At 47.7% G+C, this 24,795-nt stretch carries 39 protein-coding genes and 3 pseudogenes; 22 read left to right on the plus strand and 20 right to left on the minus strand.

Annotated features, from left to right (window positions below):
• Positions 1–1,212, plus strand: a pseudogene (locus tag JOY44_RS33070) (protein adenylyltransferase SelO family protein); the annotation flags it as partial.
• A gap of 210 nt (positions 1,213–1,422) precedes the next feature.
• Here the strand turns inward: JOY44_RS33070 and JOY44_RS24500 are convergent.
• Together JOY44_RS24500 and JOY44_RS31715 are read right to left on the minus strand one after the other, a co-directional pair.
• Positions 1,423–1,575 carry a hypothetical protein gene (locus JOY44_RS24500; RefSeq protein WP_171576240.1) on the minus strand — a complete coding sequence of 51 codons (153 nt, stop codon included), beginning with the start codon at positions 1,573–1,575 and terminating at the stop codon, positions 1,423–1,425.
• 121 nt (positions 1,576–1,696) lie between these two features.
• Entirely contained in the window at positions 1,697–2,023 is a 327-nt protein-coding gene (locus JOY44_RS31715) for an alpha/beta fold hydrolase (protein WP_242541856.1), read from the minus strand.
• Positions 2,024–2,767: 744 nt separating this feature from the next.
• On the opposite strand from JOY44_RS31715, the pseudogene JOY44_RS24510 reads away from it, so the two are divergent.
• Positions 2,768–3,976: pseudogene (locus JOY44_RS24510) on the plus strand (IS256 family transposase).
• A 59-nt stretch (positions 3,977–4,035) separates the two neighbouring features.
• Here JOY44_RS24510 and JOY44_RS24515 read toward each other — a convergent pair.
• Complete coding sequence (locus JOY44_RS24515) at positions 4,036–4,530, minus strand: tyrosine-type recombinase/integrase (RefSeq protein WP_242541857.1); 495 nt, start codon at positions 4,528–4,530, stop codon at positions 4,036–4,038.
• Here JOY44_RS24515 and JOY44_RS31720 point away from each other — a divergent pair.
• From JOY44_RS31720 to JOY44_RS24545, 7 genes are all read left to right on the plus strand, one after another.
• Complete coding sequence (locus JOY44_RS31720) at positions 4,519–4,707, plus strand: hypothetical protein (RefSeq protein WP_242541858.1); 189 nt, start codon at positions 4,519–4,521, stop codon at positions 4,705–4,707. The genes JOY44_RS24515 and JOY44_RS31720 overlap by 12 nt on opposite strands.
• Positions 4,701–4,895: a CAP domain-containing protein gene (locus JOY44_RS31725; RefSeq protein WP_242541859.1), complete on the plus strand. Its 195-nt coding sequence runs from the start codon at positions 4,701–4,703 to the stop codon at positions 4,893–4,895. The genes JOY44_RS31720 and JOY44_RS31725 overlap by 7 nt, the downstream gene beginning before the upstream one ends.
• Positions 4,896–4,928: 33 nt before the next feature.
• The gene (locus JOY44_RS24525) at positions 4,929–5,174 is read left to right on the plus strand and encodes a hypothetical protein (RefSeq protein ID WP_171576241.1); all 246 of its coding nucleotides are present in this window, start codon (positions 4,929–4,931) and stop codon (positions 5,172–5,174) included.
• Positions 5,175–5,288: 114 nt separating this feature from the next.
• Entirely contained in the window at positions 5,289–5,465 is a 177-nt protein-coding gene (locus tag JOY44_RS24530; protein WP_171576242.1) for a hypothetical protein, read from the plus strand.
• Between the two features lie 87 nt (positions 5,466–5,552).
• Positions 5,553–5,696: a hypothetical protein gene (locus tag JOY44_RS24535; protein ID WP_203032169.1), complete on the plus strand. Its 144-nt coding sequence runs from the start codon at positions 5,553–5,555 to the stop codon at positions 5,694–5,696.
• A 245-nt stretch (positions 5,697–5,941) separates the two neighbouring features.
• The gene (locus JOY44_RS24540; protein ID WP_203032170.1) at positions 5,942–6,106 is read left to right on the plus strand and encodes a hypothetical protein; all 165 of its coding nucleotides are present in this window, start codon (positions 5,942–5,944) and stop codon (positions 6,104–6,106) included.
• Entirely contained in the window at positions 6,088–6,435 is a 348-nt protein-coding gene (locus JOY44_RS24545) for a CAP domain-containing protein (RefSeq protein ID WP_171576244.1), read from the plus strand. The genes JOY44_RS24540 and JOY44_RS24545 overlap by 19 nt, the downstream gene beginning before the upstream one ends.
• Positions 6,436–6,508: 73 nt before the next feature.
• On the opposite strand, the gene JOY44_RS24550 is transcribed toward JOY44_RS24545, so the two are convergent.
• Positions 6,509–6,739 (minus strand): hypothetical protein, encoded by a 231-nt coding sequence (locus JOY44_RS24550; protein ID WP_171576271.1) that lies wholly within the window; start codon positions 6,737–6,739, stop codon positions 6,509–6,511.
• A 432-nt stretch (positions 6,740–7,171) separates the two neighbouring features.
• Positions 7,172–7,873: a hypothetical protein gene (locus JOY44_RS24555; protein WP_171576247.1), complete on the minus strand. Its 702-nt coding sequence runs from the start codon at positions 7,871–7,873 to the stop codon at positions 7,172–7,174.
• Between the two features lie 174 nt (positions 7,874–8,047).
• Between JOY44_RS24555 and JOY44_RS24560 the strand changes: the two genes are divergently transcribed.
• A complete protein-coding gene (locus JOY44_RS24560) occupies positions 8,048–8,347 on the plus strand; it encodes an exonuclease domain-containing protein (RefSeq protein ID WP_242541860.1) in 300 nt (99 codons plus the stop codon).
• A gap of 121 nt (positions 8,348–8,468) precedes the next feature.
• On the opposite strand, the gene JOY44_RS24565 is transcribed toward JOY44_RS24560, so the two are convergent.
• The 5 genes from JOY44_RS24565 to JOY44_RS24585 all read right to left on the minus strand — a co-directional run bounded on the left by JOY44_RS24565 (position 8,469) and on the right by JOY44_RS24585 (position 10,723).
• The gene (locus JOY44_RS24565; RefSeq protein ID WP_171576248.1) at positions 8,469–8,732 is read right to left on the minus strand and encodes a hypothetical protein; all 264 of its coding nucleotides are present in this window, start codon (positions 8,730–8,732) and stop codon (positions 8,469–8,471) included.
• A gap of 21 nt (positions 8,733–8,753) precedes the next feature.
• Complete coding sequence (locus JOY44_RS24570; RefSeq protein WP_171576249.1) at positions 8,754–9,290, minus strand: hypothetical protein; 537 nt, start codon at positions 9,288–9,290, stop codon at positions 8,754–8,756.
• A 196-nt stretch (positions 9,291–9,486) separates the two neighbouring features.
• Positions 9,487–9,699 carry a hypothetical protein gene (locus tag JOY44_RS24575; protein WP_171576250.1) on the minus strand — a complete coding sequence of 71 codons (213 nt, stop codon included), beginning with the start codon at positions 9,697–9,699 and terminating at the stop codon, positions 9,487–9,489.
• Positions 9,696–10,334, minus strand: coding sequence for a protelomerase family protein (locus JOY44_RS24580; protein WP_171576581.1), 639 nt, complete (start codon positions 10,332–10,334; stop codon positions 9,696–9,698). The genes JOY44_RS24575 and JOY44_RS24580 overlap by 4 nt, the downstream gene beginning before the upstream one ends.
• Complete coding sequence (locus tag JOY44_RS24585; protein ID WP_171576251.1) at positions 10,301–10,723, minus strand: hypothetical protein; 423 nt, start codon at positions 10,721–10,723, stop codon at positions 10,301–10,303. The genes JOY44_RS24580 and JOY44_RS24585 overlap by 34 nt, the downstream gene beginning before the upstream one ends.
• A gap of 182 nt (positions 10,724–10,905) precedes the next feature.
• On the opposite strand from JOY44_RS24585, the gene JOY44_RS24590 reads away from it, so the two are divergent.
• Together JOY44_RS24590 and JOY44_RS24595 are read left to right on the plus strand one after the other, a co-directional pair.
• Complete coding sequence (locus JOY44_RS24590) at positions 10,906–11,274, plus strand: hypothetical protein (protein ID WP_242541862.1); 369 nt, start codon at positions 10,906–10,908, stop codon at positions 11,272–11,274.
• A gap of 168 nt (positions 11,275–11,442) precedes the next feature.
• Positions 11,443–11,814, plus strand: coding sequence for a hypothetical protein (locus tag JOY44_RS24595; protein ID WP_171576253.1), 372 nt, complete (start codon positions 11,443–11,445; stop codon positions 11,812–11,814).
• A 135-nt stretch (positions 11,815–11,949) separates the two neighbouring features.
• Here JOY44_RS24595 and JOY44_RS24600 read toward each other — a convergent pair whose 3' ends face one another.
• Positions 11,950–12,540: an alpha-ketoglutarate-dependent dioxygenase AlkB family protein gene (locus JOY44_RS24600; RefSeq protein WP_171576583.1), complete on the minus strand. Its 591-nt coding sequence runs from the start codon at positions 12,538–12,540 to the stop codon at positions 11,950–11,952.
• Between the two features lie 269 nt (positions 12,541–12,809).
• On the opposite strand from JOY44_RS24600, the gene JOY44_RS24605 reads away from it, so the two are divergent.
• On the plus strand, positions 12,810–13,598 hold the full coding sequence (locus JOY44_RS24605; RefSeq protein WP_171576254.1) for an Rpn family recombination-promoting nuclease/putative transposase: 789 nt from the start codon (positions 12,810–12,812) through the stop codon (positions 13,596–13,598).
• Between the two features lie 102 nt (positions 13,599–13,700).
• Here JOY44_RS24605 and JOY44_RS24610 read toward each other — a convergent pair whose 3' ends face one another.
• The 4 genes and pseudogenes from JOY44_RS24610 to JOY44_RS24625 form a co-directional block, all read right to left on the minus strand.
• Positions 13,701–14,615 (minus strand): Fic family protein, encoded by a 915-nt coding sequence (locus JOY44_RS24610; protein ID WP_242541863.1) that lies wholly within the window; start codon positions 14,613–14,615, stop codon positions 13,701–13,703.
• A gap of 97 nt (positions 14,616–14,712) precedes the next feature.
• The gene (locus tag JOY44_RS24615) at positions 14,713–14,928 is read right to left on the minus strand and encodes a hypothetical protein (protein ID WP_171576256.1); all 216 of its coding nucleotides are present in this window, start codon (positions 14,926–14,928) and stop codon (positions 14,713–14,715) included.
• Between the two features lie 11 nt (positions 14,929–14,939).
• Positions 14,940–15,170: pseudogene (locus tag JOY44_RS24620) on the minus strand (GIY-YIG nuclease family protein); the annotation flags it as partial.
• Positions 15,171–15,467: 297 nt separating this feature from the next.
• Positions 15,468–16,307: a hypothetical protein gene (locus JOY44_RS24625; RefSeq protein WP_171576258.1), complete on the minus strand. Its 840-nt coding sequence runs from the start codon at positions 16,305–16,307 to the stop codon at positions 15,468–15,470.
• A 185-nt stretch (positions 16,308–16,492) separates the two neighbouring features.
• Between JOY44_RS24625 and JOY44_RS24630 the strand changes: the two genes are divergently transcribed.
• The gene (locus JOY44_RS24630) at positions 16,493–16,639 is read left to right on the plus strand and encodes a hypothetical protein (protein ID WP_171576259.1); all 147 of its coding nucleotides are present in this window, start codon (positions 16,493–16,495) and stop codon (positions 16,637–16,639) included.
• 48 nt (positions 16,640–16,687) lie between these two features.
• On the opposite strand, the gene JOY44_RS24635 is transcribed toward JOY44_RS24630, so the two are convergent.
• The 3 genes from JOY44_RS24635 to JOY44_RS24645 form a co-directional block, all read right to left on the minus strand.
• Positions 16,688–17,110 (minus strand): hypothetical protein, encoded by a 423-nt coding sequence (locus JOY44_RS24635; RefSeq protein ID WP_203032171.1) that lies wholly within the window; start codon positions 17,108–17,110, stop codon positions 16,688–16,690.
• Positions 17,111–17,366: 256 nt separating this feature from the next.
• Complete coding sequence (locus JOY44_RS24640) at positions 17,367–17,645, minus strand: hypothetical protein (protein ID WP_171576261.1); 279 nt, start codon at positions 17,643–17,645, stop codon at positions 17,367–17,369.
• A gap of 10 nt (positions 17,646–17,655) precedes the next feature.
• The gene (locus JOY44_RS24645) at positions 17,656–17,841 is read right to left on the minus strand and encodes a hypothetical protein (RefSeq protein WP_171576262.1); all 186 of its coding nucleotides are present in this window, start codon (positions 17,839–17,841) and stop codon (positions 17,656–17,658) included.
• Between the two features lie 930 nt (positions 17,842–18,771).
• Between JOY44_RS24645 and JOY44_RS24650 the strand changes: the two genes are divergently transcribed.
• The 3 genes from JOY44_RS24650 (at position 18,772) to JOY44_RS24660 (ending at position 19,925) form a co-directional block, all read left to right on the plus strand.
• Positions 18,772–18,957, plus strand: a complete 186-nt coding sequence (locus JOY44_RS24650; RefSeq protein WP_171576262.1) for a hypothetical protein — start codon at positions 18,772–18,774, stop codon at positions 18,955–18,957.
• Between the two features lie 10 nt (positions 18,958–18,967).
• On the plus strand, positions 18,968–19,246 hold the full coding sequence (locus tag JOY44_RS24655) for a hypothetical protein (RefSeq protein WP_171576261.1): 279 nt from the start codon (positions 18,968–18,970) through the stop codon (positions 19,244–19,246).
• 256 nt (positions 19,247–19,502) lie between these two features.
• Positions 19,503–19,925 (plus strand): hypothetical protein, encoded by a 423-nt coding sequence (locus tag JOY44_RS24660; protein WP_203032171.1) that lies wholly within the window; start codon positions 19,503–19,505, stop codon positions 19,923–19,925.
• Positions 19,926–20,007: 82 nt separating this feature from the next.
• On the opposite strand, the gene JOY44_RS24665 is transcribed toward JOY44_RS24660, so the two are convergent.
• Entirely contained in the window at positions 20,008–20,253 is a 246-nt protein-coding gene (locus tag JOY44_RS24665) for a hypothetical protein (RefSeq protein ID WP_171576263.1), read from the minus strand.
• A 54-nt stretch (positions 20,254–20,307) separates the two neighbouring features.
• Between JOY44_RS24665 and JOY44_RS24670 the strand changes: the two genes are divergently transcribed.
• The 4 genes from JOY44_RS24670 to JOY44_RS24685 all read left to right on the plus strand — a co-directional run bounded on the left by JOY44_RS24670 (position 20,308) and on the right by JOY44_RS24685 (position 22,915).
• Entirely contained in the window at positions 20,308–21,147 is an 840-nt protein-coding gene (locus JOY44_RS24670; RefSeq protein WP_171576258.1) for a hypothetical protein, read from the plus strand.
• A gap of 175 nt (positions 21,148–21,322) precedes the next feature.
• Positions 21,323–21,676 carry a GIY-YIG nuclease family protein gene (locus JOY44_RS24675; RefSeq protein ID WP_171576264.1) on the plus strand — a complete coding sequence of 118 codons (354 nt, stop codon included), beginning with the start codon at positions 21,323–21,325 and terminating at the stop codon, positions 21,674–21,676.
• 11 nt (positions 21,677–21,687) lie between these two features.
• On the plus strand, positions 21,688–21,903 hold the full coding sequence (locus JOY44_RS24680) for a hypothetical protein (RefSeq protein ID WP_171576256.1): 216 nt from the start codon (positions 21,688–21,690) through the stop codon (positions 21,901–21,903).
• Between the two features lie 97 nt (positions 21,904–22,000).
• On the plus strand, positions 22,001–22,915 hold the full coding sequence (locus tag JOY44_RS24685) for a Fic family protein (protein WP_242541863.1): 915 nt from the start codon (positions 22,001–22,003) through the stop codon (positions 22,913–22,915).
• 102 nt (positions 22,916–23,017) lie between these two features.
• On the opposite strand, the gene JOY44_RS24690 is transcribed toward JOY44_RS24685, so the two are convergent.
• The gene (locus JOY44_RS24690) at positions 23,018–23,806 is read right to left on the minus strand and encodes an Rpn family recombination-promoting nuclease/putative transposase (RefSeq protein WP_171576254.1); all 789 of its coding nucleotides are present in this window, start codon (positions 23,804–23,806) and stop codon (positions 23,018–23,020) included.
• Positions 23,807–24,075: 269 nt separating this feature from the next.
• Here JOY44_RS24690 and JOY44_RS24695 point away from each other — a divergent pair, with 269 nt between their 5' ends.
• The gene (locus JOY44_RS24695) at positions 24,076–24,666 is read left to right on the plus strand and encodes an alpha-ketoglutarate-dependent dioxygenase AlkB family protein (RefSeq protein WP_171576583.1); all 591 of its coding nucleotides are present in this window, start codon (positions 24,076–24,078) and stop codon (positions 24,664–24,666) included.
• The last annotated feature ends 129 nt before the right edge of the window (positions 24,667–24,795 follow it).

Raw genomic sequence — 24,795 nt, forward strand, 5'->3', positions numbered from 1 at the left:
GGGCGCGCTGTCCTCGGTCAAGTGTGCGTGAGTTCTAGCGCAAGACTATATGCAGGCGTTAGGTGTGCCAACATCGCGCTCTTTGACACTGTATGTTTCTAAATCTGAGGACCGTTACCGGCCTGGTATTCTCAAGACCCTACTCTATTGACCCTGATGTTTTGGTGGACAATCCTGTGGCCATTTCAATCGCGTTGCACCCTCCTTTTTGCGCGTTGGTCAGCTAGAGTTATTGCCGCCGCACTCGCAGCAATGCTCATCCAAAAGCATTAGAAGAGTTGAGCATGATAGTGTCGCACTTAATTGAGCGAGAGTACAAAAGCGACATTAATCAAAGCCTGGTTTTGCCGGTCAATTAGTTGAATTGGCTAGCTATTTCGCCAGCGTCTCACTTCACTGGTGGCTAATTGGCTACGTGTTGGTTATTGCCAGGGTAATTTTAACAGTGACAACTGCGCTGCTGGAGGCTTTACCTAGACTATGGACCCTTTGGATTTTGTGAAAATTTGACCCTTGGTTTCAACCTTGGACTGGTGGCGGCGAGCACTTTTCATTCTTCAATCAGCCCATTGCAGCAGAAGCAAATTATTACATGTTTTGGAAAGCAGTGAGACTGCTACTTACAGAAGATGCTGAAGCGTTAGAACAGTTCGACCAAGTAGGCCGCGGCTTTTCAGAAGCCATGCAAAAACAAATCCAAAAAATGTGGGCGGACAAACTTGGCTTGACTGAATATCACCCAAAGCTATTTGAAAAATTTAATGCAGTTAATGACTGACTCAGAGGTAGATACACCATTTTCTTCCGCGAGTTATCCCATATACCAGATGATATCTCAGCATTGAAAAAAAAGCTTCTACGTTAAAACTTCACCACAAACTCGATGAACAATGGCAATCTTGGCTAAAAAGCTGGCGCGACCTCGTCATTAACGACGGCAATTTGGCTGAGATATCAACAAAGATGAAACAGACGAACCCAAAATACACATGGCGAGAGTGGTTGATTGCCCCTGCCTACAACAAGCCATGCAGGGTGACTATACTTTAGTTAAAGAGTTGCAAGAAGCTTAGCTATCCATATGATGAGCAATCACAAGACGTAGAAGATAAATACTATCGTCTAAGACCTAAGGCGTTTTTTAACACGGGTGGGTGTCGCACTATAGCTTTCATCTTGAATAGCTGCGTGACAAGCAACTATTCAAGATGAACAGCTTTGTTCTGAGCAAACTGCTGAAAGCCAGGTTTGCAATGAGTTTGAGTCCGATATGATAAAAAATTTCACGTATCGCGGCTCAACCCTAATAGCAATGCATAATTTGAATTAGAAGTCGAAGCGTCTATTGCTCATTCCCTGGTATAGCCTGGCTTTTTGTAGAGCTTCTCTGGTTGTTCAAGATTTCTGGTTTATAGACTGTCTCTACCCAATCCTCTGGGTGATTTCTTCGATCGCGACCGAAATCGAGTCTTCGCTGCTTTCGAGAATTGACATAGCATCTTTCACAATTTGCTCGACAAACCGAACCTTTGCTGTTCCGACCTCGGGATAAAGCTTGATGCTGATATGAGGCATTGTTTTTCTCCTTCAGTGCTTTGCTGAACAAAGTTTAAAGCCATTGGCGCGGAGGTCATTCTCATGACCAGGGACGAGCCGACAATTACTGGTAAGAATTCGATCCACTGCCTGGATTTAGTTAACGTTTATTGGTAGGTATCGTTTCAGCGATTAATATGTTGCATGAAGGATAGCAGGTGATTTGCAACGACTTGGGGTTGATCGAAGTGGGGCACATGTCCCGCTGCCTCAATCCAAATGAGTTGACTGCCTGAGATCGCTCGCTGCACCGAGTCGCATCAGCGGTTCCTAACACATCATCCGCTTTGCCCCACAGAATCAGCGTGGGATGGGTGACTTGAGCAATTCGATCGCTTAAATCCGAATACCCGCCACTTCTGGTAAAAGAGGCGATCGCCTCCTTCCACCAGGCATCTCTGATGGAGGAATGAGCAACGCAAAGCATCAATCAGCATCGGATTGACCATCGGTAAAACTGAAGCCGCCGCCAGGGCAGCCCGCTTACGGAAATAGAGCCAGTCCGCACCCAGGTCAATGAGTCCCTGTGGCAGAAATTGTCCGATTGGAAAGCTGCCAGAAAGCCAACGCTATCAATCAAAGCAAGGGATCGCACCCAGTTAGGATGGTGCAAAGCGAAATCGATCGCCACTGCCCCTCCTAAAGAAGCACCCACAAGAATAATCGGTTCACCAATCCAAGTTTCTACAATGCTCAGAAGATGTTGCCGGATTGACCTGGATTAACTGAGATCGAGGTAGGGTGCTCGGTGAACCCTGACCCGAGAGGTCGATCGCCCACACGTCTCCGCTCCCTGCCAACAACGGGAGCAACCGCCGAAATTCTAACAGGGAACTGTCGAACCATGCAACAGCAGAATTGGAGGAGTATCCGGGAAACAAGAAGATGACTGGGGAGCGAAATGAACATAAGCCGTCGAGAGCGCCGTTAGCCCTGCTGAAATGGCACCTCGACGATACGACGCTGAATGGTTTGCAGAAGGGTAATCGCCCCTGTATCTTGAATCTCGGCAACAGAGGATGGCAGAAAATGGGCAAACATTAGTCTCAACTAGATTGAGTAAGTTGGTATGCCAAGTTCCAATTTGGAACCGGACGGGATTGTAAATTAGATTGTGTCAAAGGTCAGAAGTTGAGATCTAATGAACTACTGAACTTGAGACAAAATCATGATGACCTTTCAACCCGAACTACTTGACCAACTGCTTCAAGGCTATGAAAAACCAGAAGATTTACTGGGGGATGGTGGCATCCTCAAACAATTGACTCAAGCCTTAGTGGAACGCTGCTGGAGGCAGAAATGCAAACCCACATCGAAGCACATCGGACTCAGCCTGAAGCTTTAAAGCCAAACAATCGTCGCAATGGGCATAGCAGAAGACGATTAAAGGTGAGTTTGGCGAAGCCGAGATTGCGATTCCACGTGACCGAGCAGGGGAGTTCGAACCCATCATCGTCCAGAAAAGGCAGACTCGCTTTGACGGGTTGATGACAAGATTCTGTCGCTGTATGCGCGGGGGATGAGTACTCGTGACATTACAGCTCAACTGCAAGACCTGTATGGGGTAGAAGTATCGGCTGGTTTGATTTCCAACGTGACTGAAGCCGTGGAAGAGGAGCGCAAAGTCTGGCAGAATCGTGGGCTGGAGCGGGTTTACCCAATTGTCTACTTTGATGCCATTGTGGTCAAAGTCAGGCAGGATGGACGGGTGATCAACAAAGCGGTTCATTTAGCTCTGGCAGTGAATCTGTCAGGCACAAAGGAACTGCTGGGCATGTGGATGACCCAAAACGAGTCATCTAAGTTCTGGCTCCAGGTGCTGACGGAATTACAGAATCGAGGACTCAAGGATATTTTCGTTGCTTGCTGTGATGGACTCACTGGCTTTCCAGATGCCATTGAAGCGGTATTTCCCAGAACAACGGTGCAGTTGTGCATCGTCCATATGGTGCGTAATTCCTTGAGCTATGTGTCCTACAAAGACCGTAAAGCTGTAGCAGCCGATTTGCGTCTGGTTTATACGGCCAGCACCGAAGCTTTGGCGGAGCAATACTTGGTGGAGTTGGCTGAGCAATGGGACAAGCAGTATCCCACTATCAGTAAGTCCTGGATGAACCACTGGCAAAGGATTACTCCCTTCTTTGCCTTCCCGAATGAAATTCGGAAAGCCATCTACACGACCAATGCCATTGAGTCGGTCAATATGACCCTGCGAAAGGTGTTGAAGAATCACAGAGCGTTTCCGACCGATGAGTCTGCACTTAAAGTGGTTTACTTAGCAATTCAGAACATCTCCAAAAAATGGACGATGCCGATTAAAGATTGGAAGCCTGCCTTAAATCGGTTTGCCATCGCCTACGACGATCGCTTTCCACTGTGACCTTCTATCCTTGACACAATCTATTTGACATACCCAACCGGACTGCTATCTTATGCAATCTACAAGTTTTCATCCTCCCCGATTGCCTTCAAGTACGCCTCGGCTGCTGCTTGCTTGAAGACACCCTTGGTGTACCGCTGAAACACTCGATCTCTCTTGATCCCCATCAATTCCTTACCAAACAAGGGATCAACGCCTCGTCGGATCACTTCCGTTCCAAAGGTATGCCGGAACCGATGCGGGTTGAGATCTTCCACTCCAGCGATCGCCCCCAATTTCTTCACCATCCGGTGCAACCCTTTGTACCCTAACCTCTGTCCTGCACTCTTTGGGTCCTGCGCCAAAAACATCGGACTCTCTGGCAACGGTTCAAACATTCCACCCTGCTGCCGCCGCCACTCCAGGTAAGTCTCCAGATGAGATCGTGCCTCTCGACTCAGCGGCACCTCCGACACATTCTGCCCCTTCGAGCGATGCACCTTCAAAATCTTGCCGTTCCAATGCTCCACATTCAGAGCAGACGCTTCCGAAGCCCGCAGCCCATGACTGATCACTGCGGTTATCGAAAGATGTGGGTGTATCTCTCTTTAACCTGGTCTGAGGCTCTGGCTCGTGATGCTCAAACCTGGACAAACCATCTGGCAGCAATGGGTGGCAACACACTAATGCATGATGAAGGCGAGAATCTCTGGCTGGCACCGCTGGAGCTTTCAGCAGCAATGACATGGTGAACTCTTGGGGAGCGGAGAAAAAGCAGTTTCGTCAGGGTATTTTTCCGAACGTCAGCAAAACTGGCGATTGGAATGATGTTGGACACTACACTCAGATGATTTGGGGTGCGACGACTCAAGTCGGTTGTGCTAAAACCACCACAGGCGGCAATGACATTTTGGTTTGCCGCTACAGTCCCTCCCGGTAATTTGAGGGACAGCCTGTTTTTTAAAACTGCCACATGGCTCATCTGCCCCTTGATTTAGACTGCAACGTGCCGCAATGGCAATGTTCCGCACCGCTGGACGCAGACATTGCGGCTCACATTCGCCGCGCCATGATGTTGCAGGGCTTCAAATGGGATACGCAAGTGGGCGATGTCAACACCCTGGCTCCTTTTGCCCTGATCTTGCCCAGCTCAGACTTGGCGACAACTTGCTCAATTGGCGGAGTGTCTGACCCAGGAAACACTTCAGGCGGAGGCTGAACTGCAAGAGCGTCCTGATCTGTGGCAAGAATTGGGACTGCCGCGATCACTCCGACAAGCCATGTCCCAACACACACCCTGAACACCTGCCGCTGACCGAAATCAATTTTGGCTATGCCAAGTGTCCACGTAACGGGTTTTTCGTTCCCACTGCATCTCAGACCCCACCGACAAACTGAAGCCGGAAAAAGCTGGCACACGTTGGAGGTGTCTCAAATCGACGGTGCAGCAGTGGGAGAATGGCAAAAATGTCTCCAGTTTGGAGAATCTGGAGAAGATTGCTCGAATTAGGGATGGTGGTGGAGGATTTTGTTGCTTACCTGTATGGGTGCACAGGTGGGTTGACGAGGTAAGGACATTCTTGATCGGGTAGAAGTAATGCCATCGCGGGATTTTGCCCAGATGTTGCGAGTGATGGCGGATCGGATGGCTACGGCAAAGGATGCGCCGCCGATAGTGGAGCGTAAGGGAAGGCTTCGGACTAACGCTCAGCCCAAGGGAAGGGCGAGGGGGAAGGCTTAGCTCAAGGTGATCGGGTGCCGCTGGAGTTGCTGGAGCAAGTTGAAATGGATGAGGTAACGGAGGGTACGGATGAAGAGATGAAGGGTGAAGTCTGAAGAATGAGGCTGAAGGAAAACTGGAGCTTGCAGGGTTGAGATAGGGAACTCTTAACTCAATCAATAGGTTCAAGTATGAGATACCAATCCAGGCAAAGAAGGTCTTCGACATCGGTTTGCAGTCAGAGCAAAACAAGTTCTCTTGCTGGATTGTTGATTGCTGGAGTTAGCCTGCTTTCTGCGAAAGATGCTTTTTACTTTGATAACGGGTCGGGTGGGGCGGGTTGGAAGATTGGTAAACCAAAAGTATCGCTGCTCAACGCTCACGGCGGTCGATCGCTCCAGAAGTTCGGCAGTTGGCGTTGGCGCTGGTGAACCGAGATCGTCAACTCAATGGCTTGTTGCCGCTAGTGGAAGATCCGCTGCTCTCTCAATCGTCTCAGCAGCACAGCCAAGATATGATGAGCCGCAATTATTACGCTCATGTCACTCCAGAGGGGAGAACCCCAACGGAATCGCTTCACCCAAGTAGGCGGACGCGGTGGGGTGGGAGAAAACATCATGCAGCAGACAGCGGAACAGGAATTAGCTTGAGCTATGGGCTGATTGAAGCATTTCAGAAAAGCTGGATGTATAGCACAGGACATCGCCAAAACTTGTTAAAGCCGGACTACAAACGTTTTTGGTTATGGGATTGTGGTTGACCCGATGAGGGGACGAGCTTATGCGGTGCAAAACTTTGCTGGAGCAGAACAGTAATAACACTTGCGTCAGGGACTAGCGATTCTCGGTGTCGATCCACCAGCGTTGAAGTTTAGGCTTTTGACCGGGTTGATTATTGACGGTGACAACTGCTAGCTTTTGCCCGTTGGCGTTGGTGAAGCTGAAGCGACAAAAGCCCATACCTGTACCAGAGCAGGTTTCGACTTCGTTGTAGCCAAGTTTGTCGATGAGGTAGTTCATTGCGCCGAAGCGATCTCGATTGGGGGAATGTACTACACTTGCCATCCGCTGTTGAGCAAGGTCTTTCGTGCCTGAGCGTAGGGCATACCTTGTTTAAGGGTTTTGGGGAGGGTCTGAGCTATGGCGATCGTGGCACAAGGAGTGTTGCGATCGTGGTTGCAGTGATTGTGGCAAGCAGTTTGTTCATAAGCACAACTTTATTTCTCCATGCAGTTCGCTAGATTTTTAGATTTACTGGATTTGTACGGAGCCAAATTAGATGACATCAAGACAAATTCGTGTCGCTGCAAACTCCCGCTATTGTAGGTTTGCAGATGATCGGTTGCTGAACAATCAATCATCTGGTCATCAGGCTTACCAAGTTGGCTCCAGACGGAAGGTTCATCAGGTCTAGCTTTACTGCTTCAACGACACTAATGCGTCTCTACGACAAATTAAAAAGTCACTGTACACCTTAAAAGCATGGCAGCGAAGCGATTAGAACGAGTTCGTTGGCTGCACAAAGCGAGCGTTAGCGCGAACCAAGCAGTTATCGGCGGTGCGCAGCCAGGGAGCACCGTTAGAGGTGGTCATGGCCAGCCCGGAGCGATCACGAAATGCAGTGATCGGATCGCCCGCGTTGTAGGTGCGGCGAATGGACCCATTGGGTGTGGCGCGACAGTTGAGAAAGCCATCAGCCGACACGACTCTCCACCCGCGCCAAGTGCTAGATTGAGTGCCACCATTCCACTGATCGACGCTTACAGGTGTAAAGTCTCCACGCCCATCGGGACGGGGCAAGGCAGCCACTAAATTGAGCGTGACAGTCTGACCGATGACAGGACAAGCCTTGCCGCCTGTAACGTTCCAAGTGACTGAGAATCTTTGCCCAGGGCGATTGTCAGTCATGTCGATCGTGCCTGTACAAACCTGTTCAGCTCCGGGACCCGTACGAGAATCTCGAAACGTGCCTCGATAGCGTGAGACACCACTCTCAGGCACCGGAACACCAGACACATTCGCTGAGCCAATCCAATCTTTGCCTTGAATGCGGCTCACGTATTCCACGCTCGGTTTCGAGCGACTTGAATCAAGCACGAAGCGAGTTTGTCCAGTTGTCGTAGTGTAAACAGCAGCTGAGGCGGCAGCCGGAAAGGCAAATGATAGTGCGCTGAGCGCCAGAAGATAACGGTATTGCATGGTTCAGTCCTGTAGCTTTGTCTTTTCAAAGTTCATTACTTCTAGAAAGACTACGCTTGTGTTGCGTGTTGCTACGGAAACAGTCGATAACTTTCTTCGCTGCTCGACCGAAGGGGGCACCTCAGAATTCGGAAAAATTTGTCCACTTAGGCGTTTCTGTAGCTTTGAGACCCAGTGTTACCGCGTGCGACCTTCCGGTTTACGCACATCCACGGCATTCGGTGGCAGGATGTTGCAGATCAACCCGCCTTCGGTGACCTGTGGATTTTTATCCAGCCCTTCATGCAGGATGCTGCTTTTCTAGCCGCCCATAACGCCTCTTTTGACCGGGGCGTGCTCTATGCGTGCTGTGACCTTTACGGCATTGCTCGACCGCCACAGCCTTTTTTGTGTACGGTGCAACTGGCTTGCAAAACCTGGAATTTACGTCCGACCAAACTGCCAATGTTTGTGAATACCTGGGCATCGAGCTAGAGCACCATCAAGCGTTGTCTGATGCAGAAGCCTGTGCTCGCGTTGCTCTGGCAGCTCACCAGTCCCAAGCAGCTTGCCAGAATCGGTGTTGAACCAATCAAACGTCAGCGCCTACATGGGCTTAGAGATCGCCCCCCTGATGCCAGTGGAACCTGACCCTTGTCACCGTAACAGGGATTGCTTGCCTGATCTCAAGACCAGCCCGTAGGGTGAGAATAGTCCTGTTTGCCTGCCATTCATAATGCCCATTGAGGTCACCCTGGAGCGACGGCAACTGCAATTGACCTGTATCGAGGGGGCACTGGCGAAAGGTGCCACCAGCCGAACACGCTTTACGCCGACAGTTTGAAAGCGCGATCGCTGCATTGCCTTTAATTGCAATCAAGCCCCCCCCTCTCCCTCATCCTCACATTGAGATAATTTGATTAATTGGATTGTTGTGCCTGACGTTGTGACGTTGCCCCAGCCCATGCCTTTGATGATGGCTTTCAATTTTCTGGTCTACGGTGGCTAGAGCTTGTTGTACGCGACCTTGAGAAGCGGAATAGTCATTGCCTCTAAGGAGGGCCAAAAGCGCTGGAACCCCAATAAACCACTTGTCGTTAAACGCTCTAACTGGATCATCATTCCAGGCAATAATCAGAGAAATCGCCTCATCAATCTTTTCCAAAGCCGACGCCTGATCGCGAATTCTTCTTTGCGGCGTATGACCTGCAATAGTTGGTTGAACTCGTGATGGCACTGGCACCACAGGTGTAGGTATCGGAGTAACCGGAGCCGAACCCGTAAACAGTTGTTTTAACTGCTGAAACTGAATCAACTCCGCCTGCAGCCGTTCATTTTCAGTTTTCAACGCCTCCAACTCTTCCAACTCCTCCAACGGTCGAATCGCCACCGATGCCATACTTTGAAGTTGCCCCTGGGCCTGGTCAAGTTTTGCCAAGAGCGCCTGATTTTCAGCCCTCAACCGTTCTTACTTCAGCTGTAAACCATTGAAAGGTGCTGCCAAAGGATTCAACCGAAGTTGCTATCGTCGGAGTCGAATCGTCTCGCAGAAACCTAACAACCGCCTCCATTACATCCGCATTAGAGCCTTGAGCATTGAGTTTAATTGCCGCTAATTCTTTTGAGTTGATGCATTAAATCAGTAGGCACACTCGCGCGAGGTTTACGGGATGGATTTCAGCATCCGGAAGAGCGATCGCCATTGTTTCATTCTCCATTACTTCAACTGGCTCAATATCTGCCAGTTCAACGGGTTCAAGCTCCAATTCGACCGTAGTCGGTAACGCTCCAACGCGTTCTAATAGAATCCCCTTTTCACCGAGTGGCTGCTGCTGGGCCCCGATCAAGAAATAATGAAAGTAGTGTTCCGTAGCCCCCGCATTCTTCCTTTTGCTAATTCAGACTCACCAATCACATGCCCTAGATGCTGTTGCAGGAACCGGTGAGTGCCTTGATTAGGAGGACAGAAGAAATGCGTGGCAATTTCAGCATACGCCCCCCTAAGATTGTGAGCCGTCACCGCCTTTTCGCCAGGTAGCACCGGCAGTACCTCTGAGTCCTCGAAGCTGCTCTTGATATAATGCCTGACACTGGTATTGAGCCTGGAGTTAATGTCATCAGGAGACAACTCCGCCAACTCCTGAATTCTAGGATGGGCTCTAAACTTATAGATCGCCTTTAGAACCTTATCTGCATCAATCAAAGTAGCGATCAGGAAGGTTTGAGCCTTTTCAATGTCTTGAATTCCTTTTTTCAGTTGCCCACGAAACGAGATCGCGTAAGGATGATGGGTCGGTTTAAATTCGCCTTTAGCCACAATCTCACTGAATCGTCTCCCCGTCACCGCCAAAAGCCCTACTGCCCATTCATAGGGAGTTTCCCTTGTCAACAAATCCTTCGCCTTATTCAAGAACCTGTCTGCGCGAATCGGCTGTAAATCGTCCTGCTTTAGATTGTTCTTAATCGTCGTTTTTTGCTTAATTGCTGCTGTACCTCATTTGGATAAGTCAGGTGATAAAGCCCCCAGTGAGGGTAAACCTTGCCATACAGACTAGGTGGCAACTCCAGCCTAGGCAATCGACCCTCATCTATAGCCCGAGCGATTGCCTTGCGATAGTCTGGTAAATATTGATTCGCGATCGAGGCAACCGGGTAGCCTTCTTCGAGGAGGGCAATTTCAGCGGCACAGAGAGCTTTCGCTGCGTTTTCAGTCTTACAGTTGCCCAACCTATCGATAAAGTGGAGGATCAATTCTCCACGTTCGTCTTTGGAGAGTTTAGTGCGATCGTTTGTAGCGATGCGATCGCGGAATCGAGCGATTAATTGTTCGCGGGTGGTGTCATGGGTATAGGCAGTAGGGATAAAACTCATCGTTTCACGTCCATGTTCATTAAATCCCTATCTATATCAGATATTCATACTATATCATTATCCTTATCGCTGTTGCAATCGGTGTGAGGAGGGGGAGCAAGAACTAGTTCTTGCAATAAATTTATGGAACGAATTGGGCATTTTAAGGGGGTAGTTTTTCTGCATCTACTATGAAAGGCGTTTTGCATAGAATCCAAGCAAGGCTTGCTTCGCTGCTTTCCAAAAGCGAACTGAAGCAACCCACAATTAGCAGTTATGGGCAAGCTGAGAGTGGTGTTGCTTTAGACGATATTCAACCGGTAATGGAATGGTTATTCCTTAGCCTTCTCAATGCAGGCTATCAAGGGCAATCTCACTTGTTCTGGTTGTCTCCTAGAGATGCTGTTGACTTGCATCAACATCTACGACAGTTACACCAGAAAGATGAGCCTATTTTTGGCTATCGCTGTGGAGATCGCGTTTCAACACCCCCGGAAGGCTTTTATTGGAGAATAATGGCAGAGCATCCCTCTTTGAAAATTTACCAGTTAGAAGTACAGCAAAATGGCTAAAAATGATTTTGTATCTACAATCGGGGTTGACTATACTACCCTTCTTGACCTGCTTCAAGCAGAAAACATGGATGAAGTTACAAAGAGGCAGGAAATAAAGAGCAACACTGGAACCTTTATTCCTAGTCAATTCAAGAGGTGAAACGGAGCTTTTACAGGTATTAAGCGATGAGTAAGCAAAGCCCATTTCACAAGTTACCCGAATGCGATCGCTGTTTTCACAATACCCATAACCCTCATCTTTTCTGTGCCGTTCATCCCTATGGAGTGCAAGAAAGTAGTGAACAGTGTGTAGATTTTGAACTAGATCCGAACTTATTAAATGGGGAATGGTGGGAGCCAGAAGAAGCCAGTTTTTATGGGAATGAGCTTGTCATTTCACCGGCGCAACGATGGAACCGAGCGCAAAAGCTAGAACTGTTGCTGTGGCATCCGCTTTTTACAGGTCTGTGCCCTGAGTGTCGCTATCCATTTCCTCCCGATTCAGCGCGTGTTCATTGGGATTGCCCTTCGTGTGAATGGAAAGACGACAGTGTGTAGATTGCACTTCAGACAATTTTGTTTGGGTCTAACTTTCTGGTTTTAGCCTAAACCTCACCGGGTTGCAGTGGCTTTCCCTTGCCAGGATTTCTTGCCTATATAGAAGTCTTTTAATCAGCAGAGTGATTGCTCAACTTAATCGTCTAACCGCCGTGTTTGATTAAGATGAGGTCTGAATGTCCAGTTAATGCGTTCTGCTACTGATTGCTTAGTCTTGGGCAATTGATGAATGTGAGTGGATTGGCAACCGGGAAGCATGAGCAGTAGCGAACCATGTTCGAGAAAGAAATGCTGTAATTCCCCCTCATGCCCCTTACGGGGTTTAAGGCTAAACTTGCGGATAGCGCCCAATGAAATCGAAGCGATCGCGGGACTGGTGCCCAGGCTCTTTTCGTTATCCGAGTGCCAACCGATTGAGTGTTCACCGACGCGATAGCGATTGCCAGTGGTGATCGCAAAGTTGAAGCCAGATTCAGTTTCTATACGGTCTCGTAACTTGGCTAATGGGTCCGTCCAGGGCAGCGGTTCTAGAAGTACCGACGACGAATAGAAATAGCTGCATCCCTCATCGCCATAGATAGCTTCCAAACGAGGGACAGGGATAAACTTGCCAAACATCCGAATATCATTTTGCTGCCAACTCAGAGCTTGGCTGTGTTCGTAGAGAGCATCGGCTTCAGCTTGAGAGAGGAATTGAGGCAGGTAGTAGTAGGGTTCTTGGGTCATAGCACCATCAGGGGGGTAGTGAATAGGCAAGGAATTGAAATAATTCGCGATCGCAGCAAGAGAAAACGTGTGACGTAGATTATTTCGATATAAGGTGCCCAAAGTCCAAGGAGATCATTCCTATTTCAAGTTATTTGCTACAGCGAAAGGATTGTAGCCAGAGAAGCTAACCGAGTCCTCATCGAAGAACCCCGCGATTGCCTTTCTGATTCCCTCTTTTTCCAAGCTTTAATAGTACAATTGCTTCAACGGCTCGGAACAATTTACCCATGCGACGGGATTCAATTTTCTATGCCTTATTTCAGCAATCTCCGACGCTTCTATTTGAGTTACTCGAAGAGCCACCCCTTAACGCTGAGGCCTATCGATTTGATTCCGTAGCCGTCAAAGAACCCCGGTTTGAAATCGATGGAGTGTTCTTACCCCCTGACACTGAAGTGCCTGGAATTGTGTACTTTTGTGAGGTTCAATTCCAACGGGATGAGCGGCTGTATGAACGCCTTTTTGGTGAGTCGTTTTTATATTTCTATCGCAACCGAGATCGCTTCAGTGATTGGCAAGCTGTAGTAATTTATCCCGCTCGTTCAATGGAGCAGAGCAATACGCTTCCCTATCAAGATTTACTGGCGGGAGATCGGGTTCATTGCGTGTTTTTAGATGAGTTGGGAGACATTGGACAATTGCCGTTAGGAGTCGCCCTCATGGTATTGACAACCCTTGAAGAAGCTCAAGCACCCGCAGAAGCAAGAGCGTTACTCGCGCGATCGCGGCAGGAAATAGACGAGCCAGCAGCTAGTCGCGCCATAATGGAGATGCTGACCACCATTATGGTTTACAAGTTTACAAATCTGAGTCGGCAGGAGATTGAAACGATGTTGGGAATCAGTTTGCAGCAGACACGGGTATATCAAGAAGCTAAGGAAGAAGCGCTTCAGCAGGTAGTGATAAACCTTCTGAAAGAAGGAATGACGGTAGAGGCGATCGCTCGTGTTACTGGACTATCGGTCGAACAAATCGAGCAGTTGCAGAAGAGCGTTCCTCACAATCCACTAGGATAGTTAACGCGATTGCACGTCTTCACCGCTCCATCCATACTCTTCATTAAATCGCACTGGTTCTGTAGTGTTATTTTTCATCGTTCCATCACGACCTTCCCTAATTCAGGAAAGGAACTGACTTAGATGTTCAAAAAAGCCTTCCCCCTTGCCGTTGCTAGAAGCTGCCGTCGATACCACACTTAACGTTTCAATGAGAGAGTCTTGGCTAGCATTCGCGACTAAATGCGTCAGAGCTTCTCCCCCTTCCCCTGTCTGAGCCGCCACAATAGCATTGATGTAATCTATCCGTTGCTCATTGGCAATTACCCCAATCAGGAAGCCTGCTCGAATCAGTAATAGATTCATCAAGAGGCGTGCTGTGCGTCCATTACCATCTTGAAACGGGTGAACCGTCACTAGCCTGAGATGAGCTTCAGCCGCATAGACGATTGGATGTAGTGCTTTGGCATTTTGAGAATTAAGCCATTCCACAAAGTCTGCCATCAACTTGTCTACCTGATAGTGGGGAAGATAGACAGACTCAGTCCCTGCCGCCCGGACATCCAGTAACCGAAATCGTCCTGCCGTTTCCGGGTCAATCGTTCGCAGAATGAGGCTGTGGACTTGCCTCAACTCCCACTCAGTAATGACAGCATCAGCAACAGAAAACGATTCAATGTAATTGATTGCCTGCCCATGTCCAATCACTTCTAAATGCTCTTTTAAGGACTTGCCCCCAATTGTGATGCCTTGCTCCAGCACTAGAGCAGTCTCTCTAAGCGAGAGCGTGTTGCCCTCGATCGCGTTGGAGTTGTAAGTAAACCGGACATCATAGCGTTGCTTAAGTTCAGCCACGATGCTGCGGTCAAGGGGACGAAACAAGTCAAGCCATGCTTTAAGACGATCTAGATGTGCCAACTTCTCAGAAAGAGAGACGTGGGATGCAAAAGTCAAATGCTCTCTTAAGACCTCTTCTGCGATGAGAACTTGGGATTGTAGGGCAGCAATCCAGCGAGCGTAGGCTATGGATGTATTCATAGGCATTCTGCAAGAAGTCCTCCACTTCAGTTTGACAGAGGAATTGAGGCAGGTCGTAGGGGTTTGAGTTATAGCACTCTGAGGAGTCAATGAACAATTATTTCAAGTTCTTTACTACGGCGAGAGGATTGCAACCGGAGAAGCTGATTGAGTCTTCGTCAAGGAAACCCGCGATCGCCATTTCAACAATTGACTCAATCGGTTGTTCAATCTGAGCGGCATAGGTCAACAGTCCCAACCGAATTTTATCTGGAAGCATCTGAATAAAAGCTTGGGCTGCTTCAGGAGAGAGATGTTCGGTCGTAATCTGCATTTTGCTGTCTCCTAGTTCATGCGAGTGTTGTAACGGGGTCGAGCCATTTGAATCATCAATGTTTCAATGTACTCAACTTGCTGAGGGGAACGCCGACCCATTGCAAAAGTCGAAATTCTAACATCATCTGGATTGAGCCTGTCAACAAATGCCCAACTCAGAGCCTTATGTCCATTACGGAACCGTCGTCTAAGATTGTTACCAATTCCAATATACAAAATCTCATCACGATAACGAAACGCATAGAAGCCTGGATTAGAGGGAACGGTTCAAAATCGCGGCTAAGCGGATAGCATTCCTCAAACAGGATAGAAGAAAGCGCTTTAAGAACCATCTGGGCATCTGATTTAAGTGTTTCGCTCATTGTTCAGTAAAGTGCAGGATCAACTTTGAGCGCTCGTTTTTAACCAGTTTAGTCCGTAGGGAGCGATCGCGAATTATTGGCTATTCCGTGTCCAAAGCTCAATGACATCGAGCCAGTTCATTGCGATCGCCGTCGCCTCGCGATTAAATATTGAATCTAAACTTTACCCTTGTTTTTATAGCCCTGCCTCCATGAGCGCCTGAAACAAATCAGCCTCAATCCCCAACTGGCGCGACCATTCGCCCAAATAATCAAAATCTAGAGTGTCGCCCTGCACCTTTAGTACTCCCAACACATCGCGCCATTGCTTATCCGATTGTGACTGTTGCCGCCAGCGTAATTTATTCAGCACCACATCTTCGGGCGATGCAAAGTAGAACGCTCCAGCCCCAATGACTTCGACTAGCTTGCGGCGCTTAAACTTCACTAAATCAAACTCTTCACTCCCCGCCATCATCAGATCGGCGCGTGAAATCGTAGGCTGATGCGTCACCCCCAAGGTTTTCATCCGACCCGATCTTACATCTTCCACTCCCGGAACATAAAACTGATGAACTTCCAACGCAATCACCAGTTGCTCTAGCTGCAATGGCGCAATTGCTAACACCACATCCAAATCACGGGTTGCTCTCGGATCGCCAAAAGTGGATGAGGCAACCCCGCCCGTAATGTAATAGTCGATTTGTACCTGCTCAAATACCTCATGCAAAATTGCCGCCAGCGCAATCGAATCTTGAATCCAGGTCATTTCATGGGTTGCTGTAAAAAAATTAGGCGGACAATGATCACCCAAAAAAGACTGGGCAACCTTTTGGGCAAAGGCCTCCCCCACCATCTGCGGGAAGCGATGCTTTAGCCCACTTATAGAGAGCCTGCGGGTGCTGCGAGTGTGAGCCGCAGACATCAACGCGCGATCGCTGTTCGTCCGCTGCCGCAATAACGCAAACTCAAACACATCCGTCTCAATGCTAGTGTCTTCCGCTTGGGGGCAGTACCCTGGCTTTACGGTAACCATTTAGGCGAAATACAGTAAAATAAATAGGCTTACATTATACACAATCTAAACGTTGTGGCAGTCAAGAAATATTCACGGCAGCAGGTGATCAAACTGGCAAAAACTACATCTAGCCGACTGTCGTACATGGATCGAATGGGGTTTGTTGTACCAGAGAAGATTGGTGAAGCGGATACCAAAAGCCTGTGGTGCTGTATACGAAACATCAGATTGAACTGGTCAAGCAAATTAACCAGGCTTCTCATTTCTTGAGTGCATCAGGGTTGAGGTTGGCAATCCAACGCGATCGCCTGGCTGAAGTGGTGCGATCGTTGAGTGAATTACTAGATTAATTGAGCTACAAACGAGCTACGAACACAACCAATAAAATATCAAACAAGCTACTTATGCCATATAGCATTCAGAGGTTTTGAATATTGCCAGTCTTTTTCAGTTGATATCGTCTGTCTGGTAGCCGTAGAGTTGTTCTTCAAGGCGAATAATGCCTCTTTCGCCGTCCTGATAGAGAATTTCTGGTCCCAATCCAAAGCAGAATCAGGCAATGGTTCAAAGGCTTGTGGATGCGCGTAGAAAGCATCAAGCACTTTCAAGTCAGATGCCAAAGGCACATTTAAGCGATTGGGATTATTGGGAATGAGAGCGATCGCTTCTCGCAGTTTTTCAACGCCTAGTTGTTGCTGGAGTTGCCATAGAAACTGAACATAGGGCACTGTTGTAGGCATGTTTTCTTTGTGGTAGTGCAACCACAAAACTCGAATTTGGAGTGCAGTACAAGAGATAGAGGAGTTGAGCTTCGAGTTCATAGTGAGTGAAGATGATAATGAACAAAGTGATCGCTGAAGTTTTGTAGAGTGTTTAAGGAACCTTCAGGTTGAAATGAAGTGTTCATAGGAAAAATTTAGGCAAGAGGGTGGTGAAGCCACTGGAGCGATTGGAGCGATCGCAACACTCAGTTAATGAGACGCATCTTAGGAAAGCGGGTAGTCAAGCACTGGAGCGATCGAACATAGCTAGAAGGAGCGATCGCAACACGGCTAGAAGGAGCGATCACATTTCAACTCAAGTGTTGGAGCGACGAACTTTGTGGTCAATCGATAGAGATGTTTCTATGTTTTCTACTGCGTCAAGAGCAGCGTGGATGACCTGCGGTGGAACCAAGAGGTTGAAGCCGTGTTGCATTTTGACAAACGTTCTGCCAGGTTCCAGCCAACCATCACAGCCAACTCCATTGAAAGGCAAAGGAGCGATCGCATAGAGGATTGTAGTGTTTCTCAATGCCTGATTGATTACTGTGTAGCGGTGAACTTCAAACGAGCTAACGATTGCTGTGGTTTCCATTGCCTGATTCCTAGTAGAGTTCAGGGAACGCCAACTTGTTGATCCAGAGGGCGGCTCTTTGGCGCGTCCAGCGACGTTCTAAAGCAACAAGACCAATGGCGTGGTCAATAGCGTATTGCTCGTCAGCGGTCAGTGAGGACTGACGGAGAAAGTCGGTAACAGTTGCAATCTGAGTAGTAGCAGTACCAGTAATCATAGGGAGTGCCCACGAATCAATTCATATTCATATCCATATCGTTATTATAACTCTATCTTTATCAATATCGCAATACATTAACCATAGAAATACCTGGAACTCATCCTGGATAAGACTTGTAAAAAACAATAACTGTCAATGATAGGAATATCAAATGTATCGCAGCTATAAAAAAGATAAAGATAAGAAAGATTCATTAGATATTTGTATCATTTCAGCGTCTCCTTGATAAGGATAGGGCGATGCAATGATGAGAACTGTGCAGAGTCGACAAGTTGAATCGCTGAAACTCATACACAGTGGGCATTGTAGTGATCGTAGTTTATGAGGCTTGTCAGCGATCCCCATCCTGCCGCTATCCTTATCACAAAATGGAGGGTTTGCGATAGGGTGAACGATAAGGATTGCTAATGATAGGGTAGTGATAAGGTATCCTTATAGGTGGACAGGGATAGCTTTTTGGTTAACCAAAAAGCTATCCCTGTCCACCTATAAGGATACCTTATCACTACCCTATCATTAGCAATCCTTATCGTTCACCCTATCGCAAACCCTCCATTTTGTGATAAGGATAGCGGCAGGATGGGGATCGCTGACAAGCCTCATAAACTACGATCACTACAATGCCCACTGTGTATGAGTTTCAGCGATTCAACTTGTCGACTCTGCACAGTTCTCATCATTGCATCGCCCTATCCTTATCAAGGAGACGCTGAAATGATACAAATATCTAATGAATCTTTCTTATCTTTATCTTTTTTATAGCTGCGATACATTTGATATTCCTATCATTGACAGTTATTGTTTTTTACAAGTCTTATCCAGGATGAGTTCCAGGTATTTCTATGGTTAATGTATTGCGATATTGATAAAGATAGAGTTATAATAACGATATGGATATGAATATGAATTGATTCGTGGGCACTCCCTATGATTACTGGTACTGCTACTACTCAGATTGCAACTGTTACCGACTTTCTCCGTCAGTCCTCACTGACCGCTGACGAGCAATACGCTATTGACCACGCCATTGGTCTTGTTGCTTTAGAACGTCGCTGGACGCGCCAAAGAGCCGCCCTCTGGATCAACAAGTTGGCGTTCCCTGAACTCTACTAGGAATCAGGCAATGGAAACCACAGCAATCGTTAGCTCGTTTGAAGTTCACCGCTACACAGTAATCAATCAGGCATTGAGAAACACTACAATCCTCTATGCGATCGCTCCTTTGCCTTTCAATGGAGTTGGCTGTGATGGTTGGCTGGAACCTGGCAGAACGTTTGTCAAAATGCAACACGGCTTCAACCTCTTGGTTCCACCGCAGGTCATCCACGCTGCTCTTGACGCAGTAGAAAACATAGAAACATCTCTATCGATTGACCACAAAGTTCGTCGCTCCAACACTTGAGTTGAAATGTGATCGCTCCTTCTAGCCGTGTTGCGATCGCTCCTTCTAGCTATGTTCGATCGCTCCAGTGCTTGACTACCCGCTTTCCTAAGATGCGTCTCATTAACTGAGTGTTGCGATCGCTCCAATCGCTCCAGTGGCTTCACCACCCTCTTGCCTAAATTTTTCCTATGAACACTTCATTTCAACCTGAAGGTTCCTTAAACACTCTACAAAACTTCAGCGATCACTTTGTTCATTATCATCTTCACTCACTATGAACTCGAAGCTCAACTCCTCTATCTCTTGTACTGCACTCCAAATTCGAGTTTTGTGGTTGCACTACCACAAAGAAAACATGCCTACAACAGTGCCCTATGTTCAGTTTCTATGGCAACTCCAGCAACAACTAGGCGTTGAAAAACTGCGAGAAGCGATCGCTCTCATTCCCAATAATCCCAATCGCTTAAATGTGCCTTTGGCATCTGACTTGAAAGTGCTTGATGCTTTCTACGCGCATCCACAAGCCTTTGAACCATTGCCTGATTCTGCTTTGGATTGGGACCAGAAATTCTCTATCAGGACGGCGAAAGAGGCATTATTCGCCTTGAAGAACAACTCTACGGCTACCAGACAGACGATATCAACTGAAAAAGACTGGCAATATTCAAAACCTCTGAATGCTATATGGCATAAGTAGCTTGTTTGATATTTTATTGGTTGTGTTCGTAGCTCGTTTGTAGCTCAATTAATCTAGTAATTCACTCAACGATCGCACCACTTCAGCCAGGCGATTCGCGTTGGATTGCCAACCTCAACCCTGATGCACTCAAGAAATGAGAAGCCTGGTTAATTTGCTTGACCAGTTCAATCTGATGTTTCGTATACAGCACCACAGGCTTTTTGGTATCCGCTTCACCAATCTTCTCTGGTACAACAAACCCCATTCGATCCATGTACGACAGTCGGCTAGATGTAGTTTTTGCCAGTTTGATCACCTGCTGCCGTGAATATTTCTTGACTGCCACAACGTTTAGATTGTGTATAATGTAAGCCTATTTATTTTACTGTATTTCGCCTAAATGGTTACCGTAAAGCCAGGGTACTGCCCCCAAGCGGAAGACACTAGCATTGAGACGGATGTGTTTGAGTTTGCGTTATTGCGGCAGCGGACGAACAGCGATCGCGCGTTGATGTCTGCGGCTCACACTCGCAGCACCCGCAGGCTCTCTATAAGTGGGCTAAAGCATCGCTTCCCGCAGATGGTGGGGGAGGCCTTTGCCCAAAAGGTTGCCCAGTCTTTTTTGGGTGATCATTGTCCGCCTAATTTTTTTACAGCAACCCATGAAATGACCTGGATTCAAGATTCGATTGCGCTGGCGGCAATTTTGCATGAGGTATTTGAGCAGGTACAAATCGACTATTACATTACGGGCGGGGTTGCCTCATCCACTTTTGGCGATCCGAGAGCAACCCGTGATTTGGATGTGGTGTTAGCAATTGCGCCATTGCAGCTAGAGCAACTGGTGATTGCGTTGGAAGTTCATCAGTTTTATGTTCCGGGAGTGGAAGATGTAAGATCGGGTCGGATGAAAACCTTGGGGGTGACGCATCAGCCTACGATTTCACGCGCCGATCTGATGATGGCGGGGAGTGAAGAGTTTGATTTAGTGAAGTTTAAGCGCCGCAAGCTAGTCGAAGTCATTGGGGCTGGAGCGTTCTACTTTGCATCGCCCGAAGATGTGGTGCTGAATAAATTACGCTGGCGGCAACAGTCACAATCGGATAAGCAATGGCGCGATGTGTTGGGAGTACTAAAGGTGCAGGGCGACACTCTAGATTTTGATTATTTGGGCGAATGGTCGCGCCAGTTGGGGATTGAGGCTGATTTGTTTCAGGCGCTCATGGAGGCAGGGCTATAAAAACAAGGGTAAAGTTTAGATTCAATATTTAATCGCGAGGCGACGGCGATCGCAATGAACTGGCTCGATGTCATTGAGCTTTGGACACGGAATAGCCAATAATTCGCGATCGCTCCCTACGGACTAAACTGGTTAAAAACGAGCGCTCAAAGTTGATCCTGCACTTTACTGAACAATGAGCGAAACACTTAAATCAGATGCCCAGATGGTTCTTAAAGCGCTTTCTTCTATCCTGTTTGAGGAATGCTATCCGCTTAGCCGCGATTTTGAACCCGTTCCCTCTAATCCAGGCTTCTATGCGTTTCGTTATCGTGATGAGATTTTGTATATTGGAATTGGTAACAATCTTAGACGACGGTTCCGTAATGGACATAAGGCTCTGAGTTGGGCATTTGTTGACAGGCTCAATCCAGATGATGTTAGAATTTCGACTTTTGCAATGGGTCGGCGTTCCCCTCAGCAAGTTGAGTACATTGAAACATTGATGATTCAAATGGCTCGACCCCGTTACAACACTCGCATGAACTAGGAGACAGCAAAATGCAGATTACGACCGAACATCTCTCTCCTGAAGCAGCCCAAGCTTTTATTCAGATGCTTCCAGATAAAATTCGGTTGGGACTGTTGACCTATGCCGCTCAGATTGAACAACCGATTGAGTCAATTGTTGAAATGGCGATCGCGGGTTTCCTTGACGAAGACTCAATCAGCTTCTCCGGTTGCAATCCTCTCGCCGTAGTAAAGAACTTGAAATAATTGTTCATTGACTCCTCAGAGTGCTATAACTCAAACCCCTACGACCTGCCTCAATTCCTCTGTCAAACTGAAGTGGAGGACTTCTTGCAGAATGCCTATGAATACATCCATAGCCTACGCTCGCTGGATTGCTGCCCTACAATCCCAAGTTCTCATCGCAGAAGAGGTCTTAAGAGAGCATTTGACTTTTGCATCCCACGTCTCTCTTTCTGAGAAGTTGGCACATCTAGATCGTCTTAAAGCATGGCTTGACTTGTTTCGTCCCCTTGACCGCAGCATCGTGGCTGAACTTAAGCAACGCTATGATGTCCGGTTTACTTACAACTCCAACGCGATCGAGGGCAACACGCTCTCGCTTAGAGAGACTGCTCTAGTGCTGGAGCAAGGCATCACAATTGGGGGCAAGTCCTTAAAAGAGCATTTAGAAGTGATTGGACATGGGCAGGCAATCAATTACATTGAATCGTTTTCTGTTGCTGATGCTGTCATTACTGAGTGGGAGTTGAGGCAAGTCCACAGCCTCATTCTGCGAACGATTGACCCGGAAACGGCAGGACGATTTCGGTTACTGGATGTCCGGGCGGCAGGGACTGAGTCTGTCTATCTTCCCCACTATCAGGTAGACAAGTTGATGGCAGACTTTGTGGAATGGCTTAATTCTCAAAATGCCAAAGCACTACATCCAATCGTCTATGCGGCTGAAGCTCATCTCAGGCTAGTGACGGTTCACCCGTTTCAAGATGGTAATGGACGCACAGCACGCCTCTTGATGAATCTATTACTGATTCGAGCAGGCTTCCTGATTGGGGTAATTGCCAATGAGCAACGGATAGATTACATCAATGCTATTGTGGCGGCTCAGACAGGGGAAGGGGGAGAAGCTCTGACGCATTTAGTCGCGAATGCTAGCCAAGACTCTCTCATTGAAACGTTAAGTGTGGTATCGACGGCAGCTTCTAGCAACGGCAAGGGGGAAGGCTTTTTTGAACATCTAAGTCAGTTCCTTTCCTGAATTAGGGAAGGTCGTGATGGAACGATGAAAAATAACACTACAGAACCAGTGCGATTTAATGAAGAGTATGGATGGAGCGGTGAAGACGTGCAATCGCGTTAACTATCCTAGTGGATTGTGAGGAACGCTCTTCTGCAACTGCTCGATTTGTTCGACCGATAGTCCAGTAACACGAGCGATCGCCTCTACCGTCATTCCTTCTTTCAGAAGGTTTATCACTACCTGCTGAAGCGCTTCTTCCTTAGCTTCTTGATATACCCGTGTCTGCTGCAAACTGATTCCCAACATCGTTTCAATCTCCTGCCGACTCAGATTTGTAAACTTGTAAACCATAATGGTGGTCAGCATCTCCATTATGGCGCGACTAGCTGCTGGCTCGTCTATTTCCTGCCGCGATCGCGCGAGTAACGCTCTTGCTTCTGCGGGTGCTTGAGCTTCTTCAAGGGTTGTCAATACCATGAGGGCGACTCCTAACGGCAATTGTCCAATGTCTCCCAACTCATCTAAAAACACGCAATGAACCCGATCTCCCGCCAGTAAATCTTGATAGGGAAGCGTATTGCTCTGCTCCATTGAACGAGCGGGATAAATTACTACAGCTTGCCAATCACTGAAGCGATCTCGGTTGCGATAGAAATATAAAAACGACTCACCAAAAAGGCGTTCATACAGCCGCTCATCCCGTTGGAATTGAACCTCACAAAAGTACACAATTCCAGGCACTTCAGTGTCAGGGGGTAAGAACACTCCATCGATTTCAAACCGGGGTTCTTTGACGGCTACGGAATCAAATCGATAGGCCTCAGCGTTAAGGGGTGGCTCTTCGAGTAACTCAAATAGAAGCGTCGGAGATTGCTGAAATAAGGCATAGAAAATTGAATCCCGTCGCATGGGTAAATTGTTCCGAGCCGTTGAAGCAATTGTACTATTAAAGCTTGGAAAAAGAGGGAATCAGAAAGGCAATCGCGGGGTTCTTCGATGAGGACTCGGTTAGCTTCTCTGGCTACAATCCTTTCGCTGTAGCAAATAACTTGAAATAGGAATGATCTCCTTGGACTTTGGGCACCTTATATCGAAATAATCTACGTCACACGTTTTCTCTTGCTGCGATCGCGAATTATTTCAATTCCTTGCCTATTCACTACCCCCCTGATGGTGCTATGACCCAAGAACCCTACTACTACCTGCCTCAATTCCTCTCTCAAGCTGAAGCCGATGCTCTCTACGAACACAGCCAAGCTCTGAGTTGGCAGCAAAATGATATTCGGATGTTTGGCAAGTTTATCCCTGTCCCTCGTTTGGAAGCTATCTATGGCGATGAGGGATGCAGCTATTTCTATTCGTCGTCGGTACTTCTAGAACCGCTGCCCTGGACGGACCCATTAGCCAAGTTACGAGACCGTATAGAAACTGAATCTGGCTTCAACTTTGCGATCACCACTGGCAATCGCTATCGCGTCGGTGAACACTCAATCGGTTGGCACTCGGATAACGAAAAGAGCCTGGGCACCAGTCCCGCGATCGCTTCGATTTCATTGGGCGCTATCCGCAAGTTTAGCCTTAAACCCCGTAAGGGGCATGAGGGGGAATTACAGCATTTCTTTCTCGAACATGGTTCGCTACTGCTCATGCTTCCCGGTTGCCAATCCACTCACATTCATCAATTGCCCAAGACTAAGCAATCAGTAGCAGAACGCATTAACTGGACATTCAGACCTCATCTTAATCAAACACGGCGGTTAGACGATTAAGTTGAGCAATCACTCTGCTGATTAAAAGACTTCTATATAGGCAAGAAATCCTGGCAAGGAAAGCCACTGCAACCCGGTGAGGTTTAGGCTAAAACCAGAAAGTTAGACCCAAACAAAATTGTCTGAAGT

Origin of the sequence: Leptolyngbya sp. Cla-17 (genome assembly GCF_016807185.1) — a bacterium.
Lineage (GTDB): Bacteria > Cyanobacteriota > Cyanobacteriia > Leptolyngbyales > Leptolyngbyaceae > ULC077BIN1.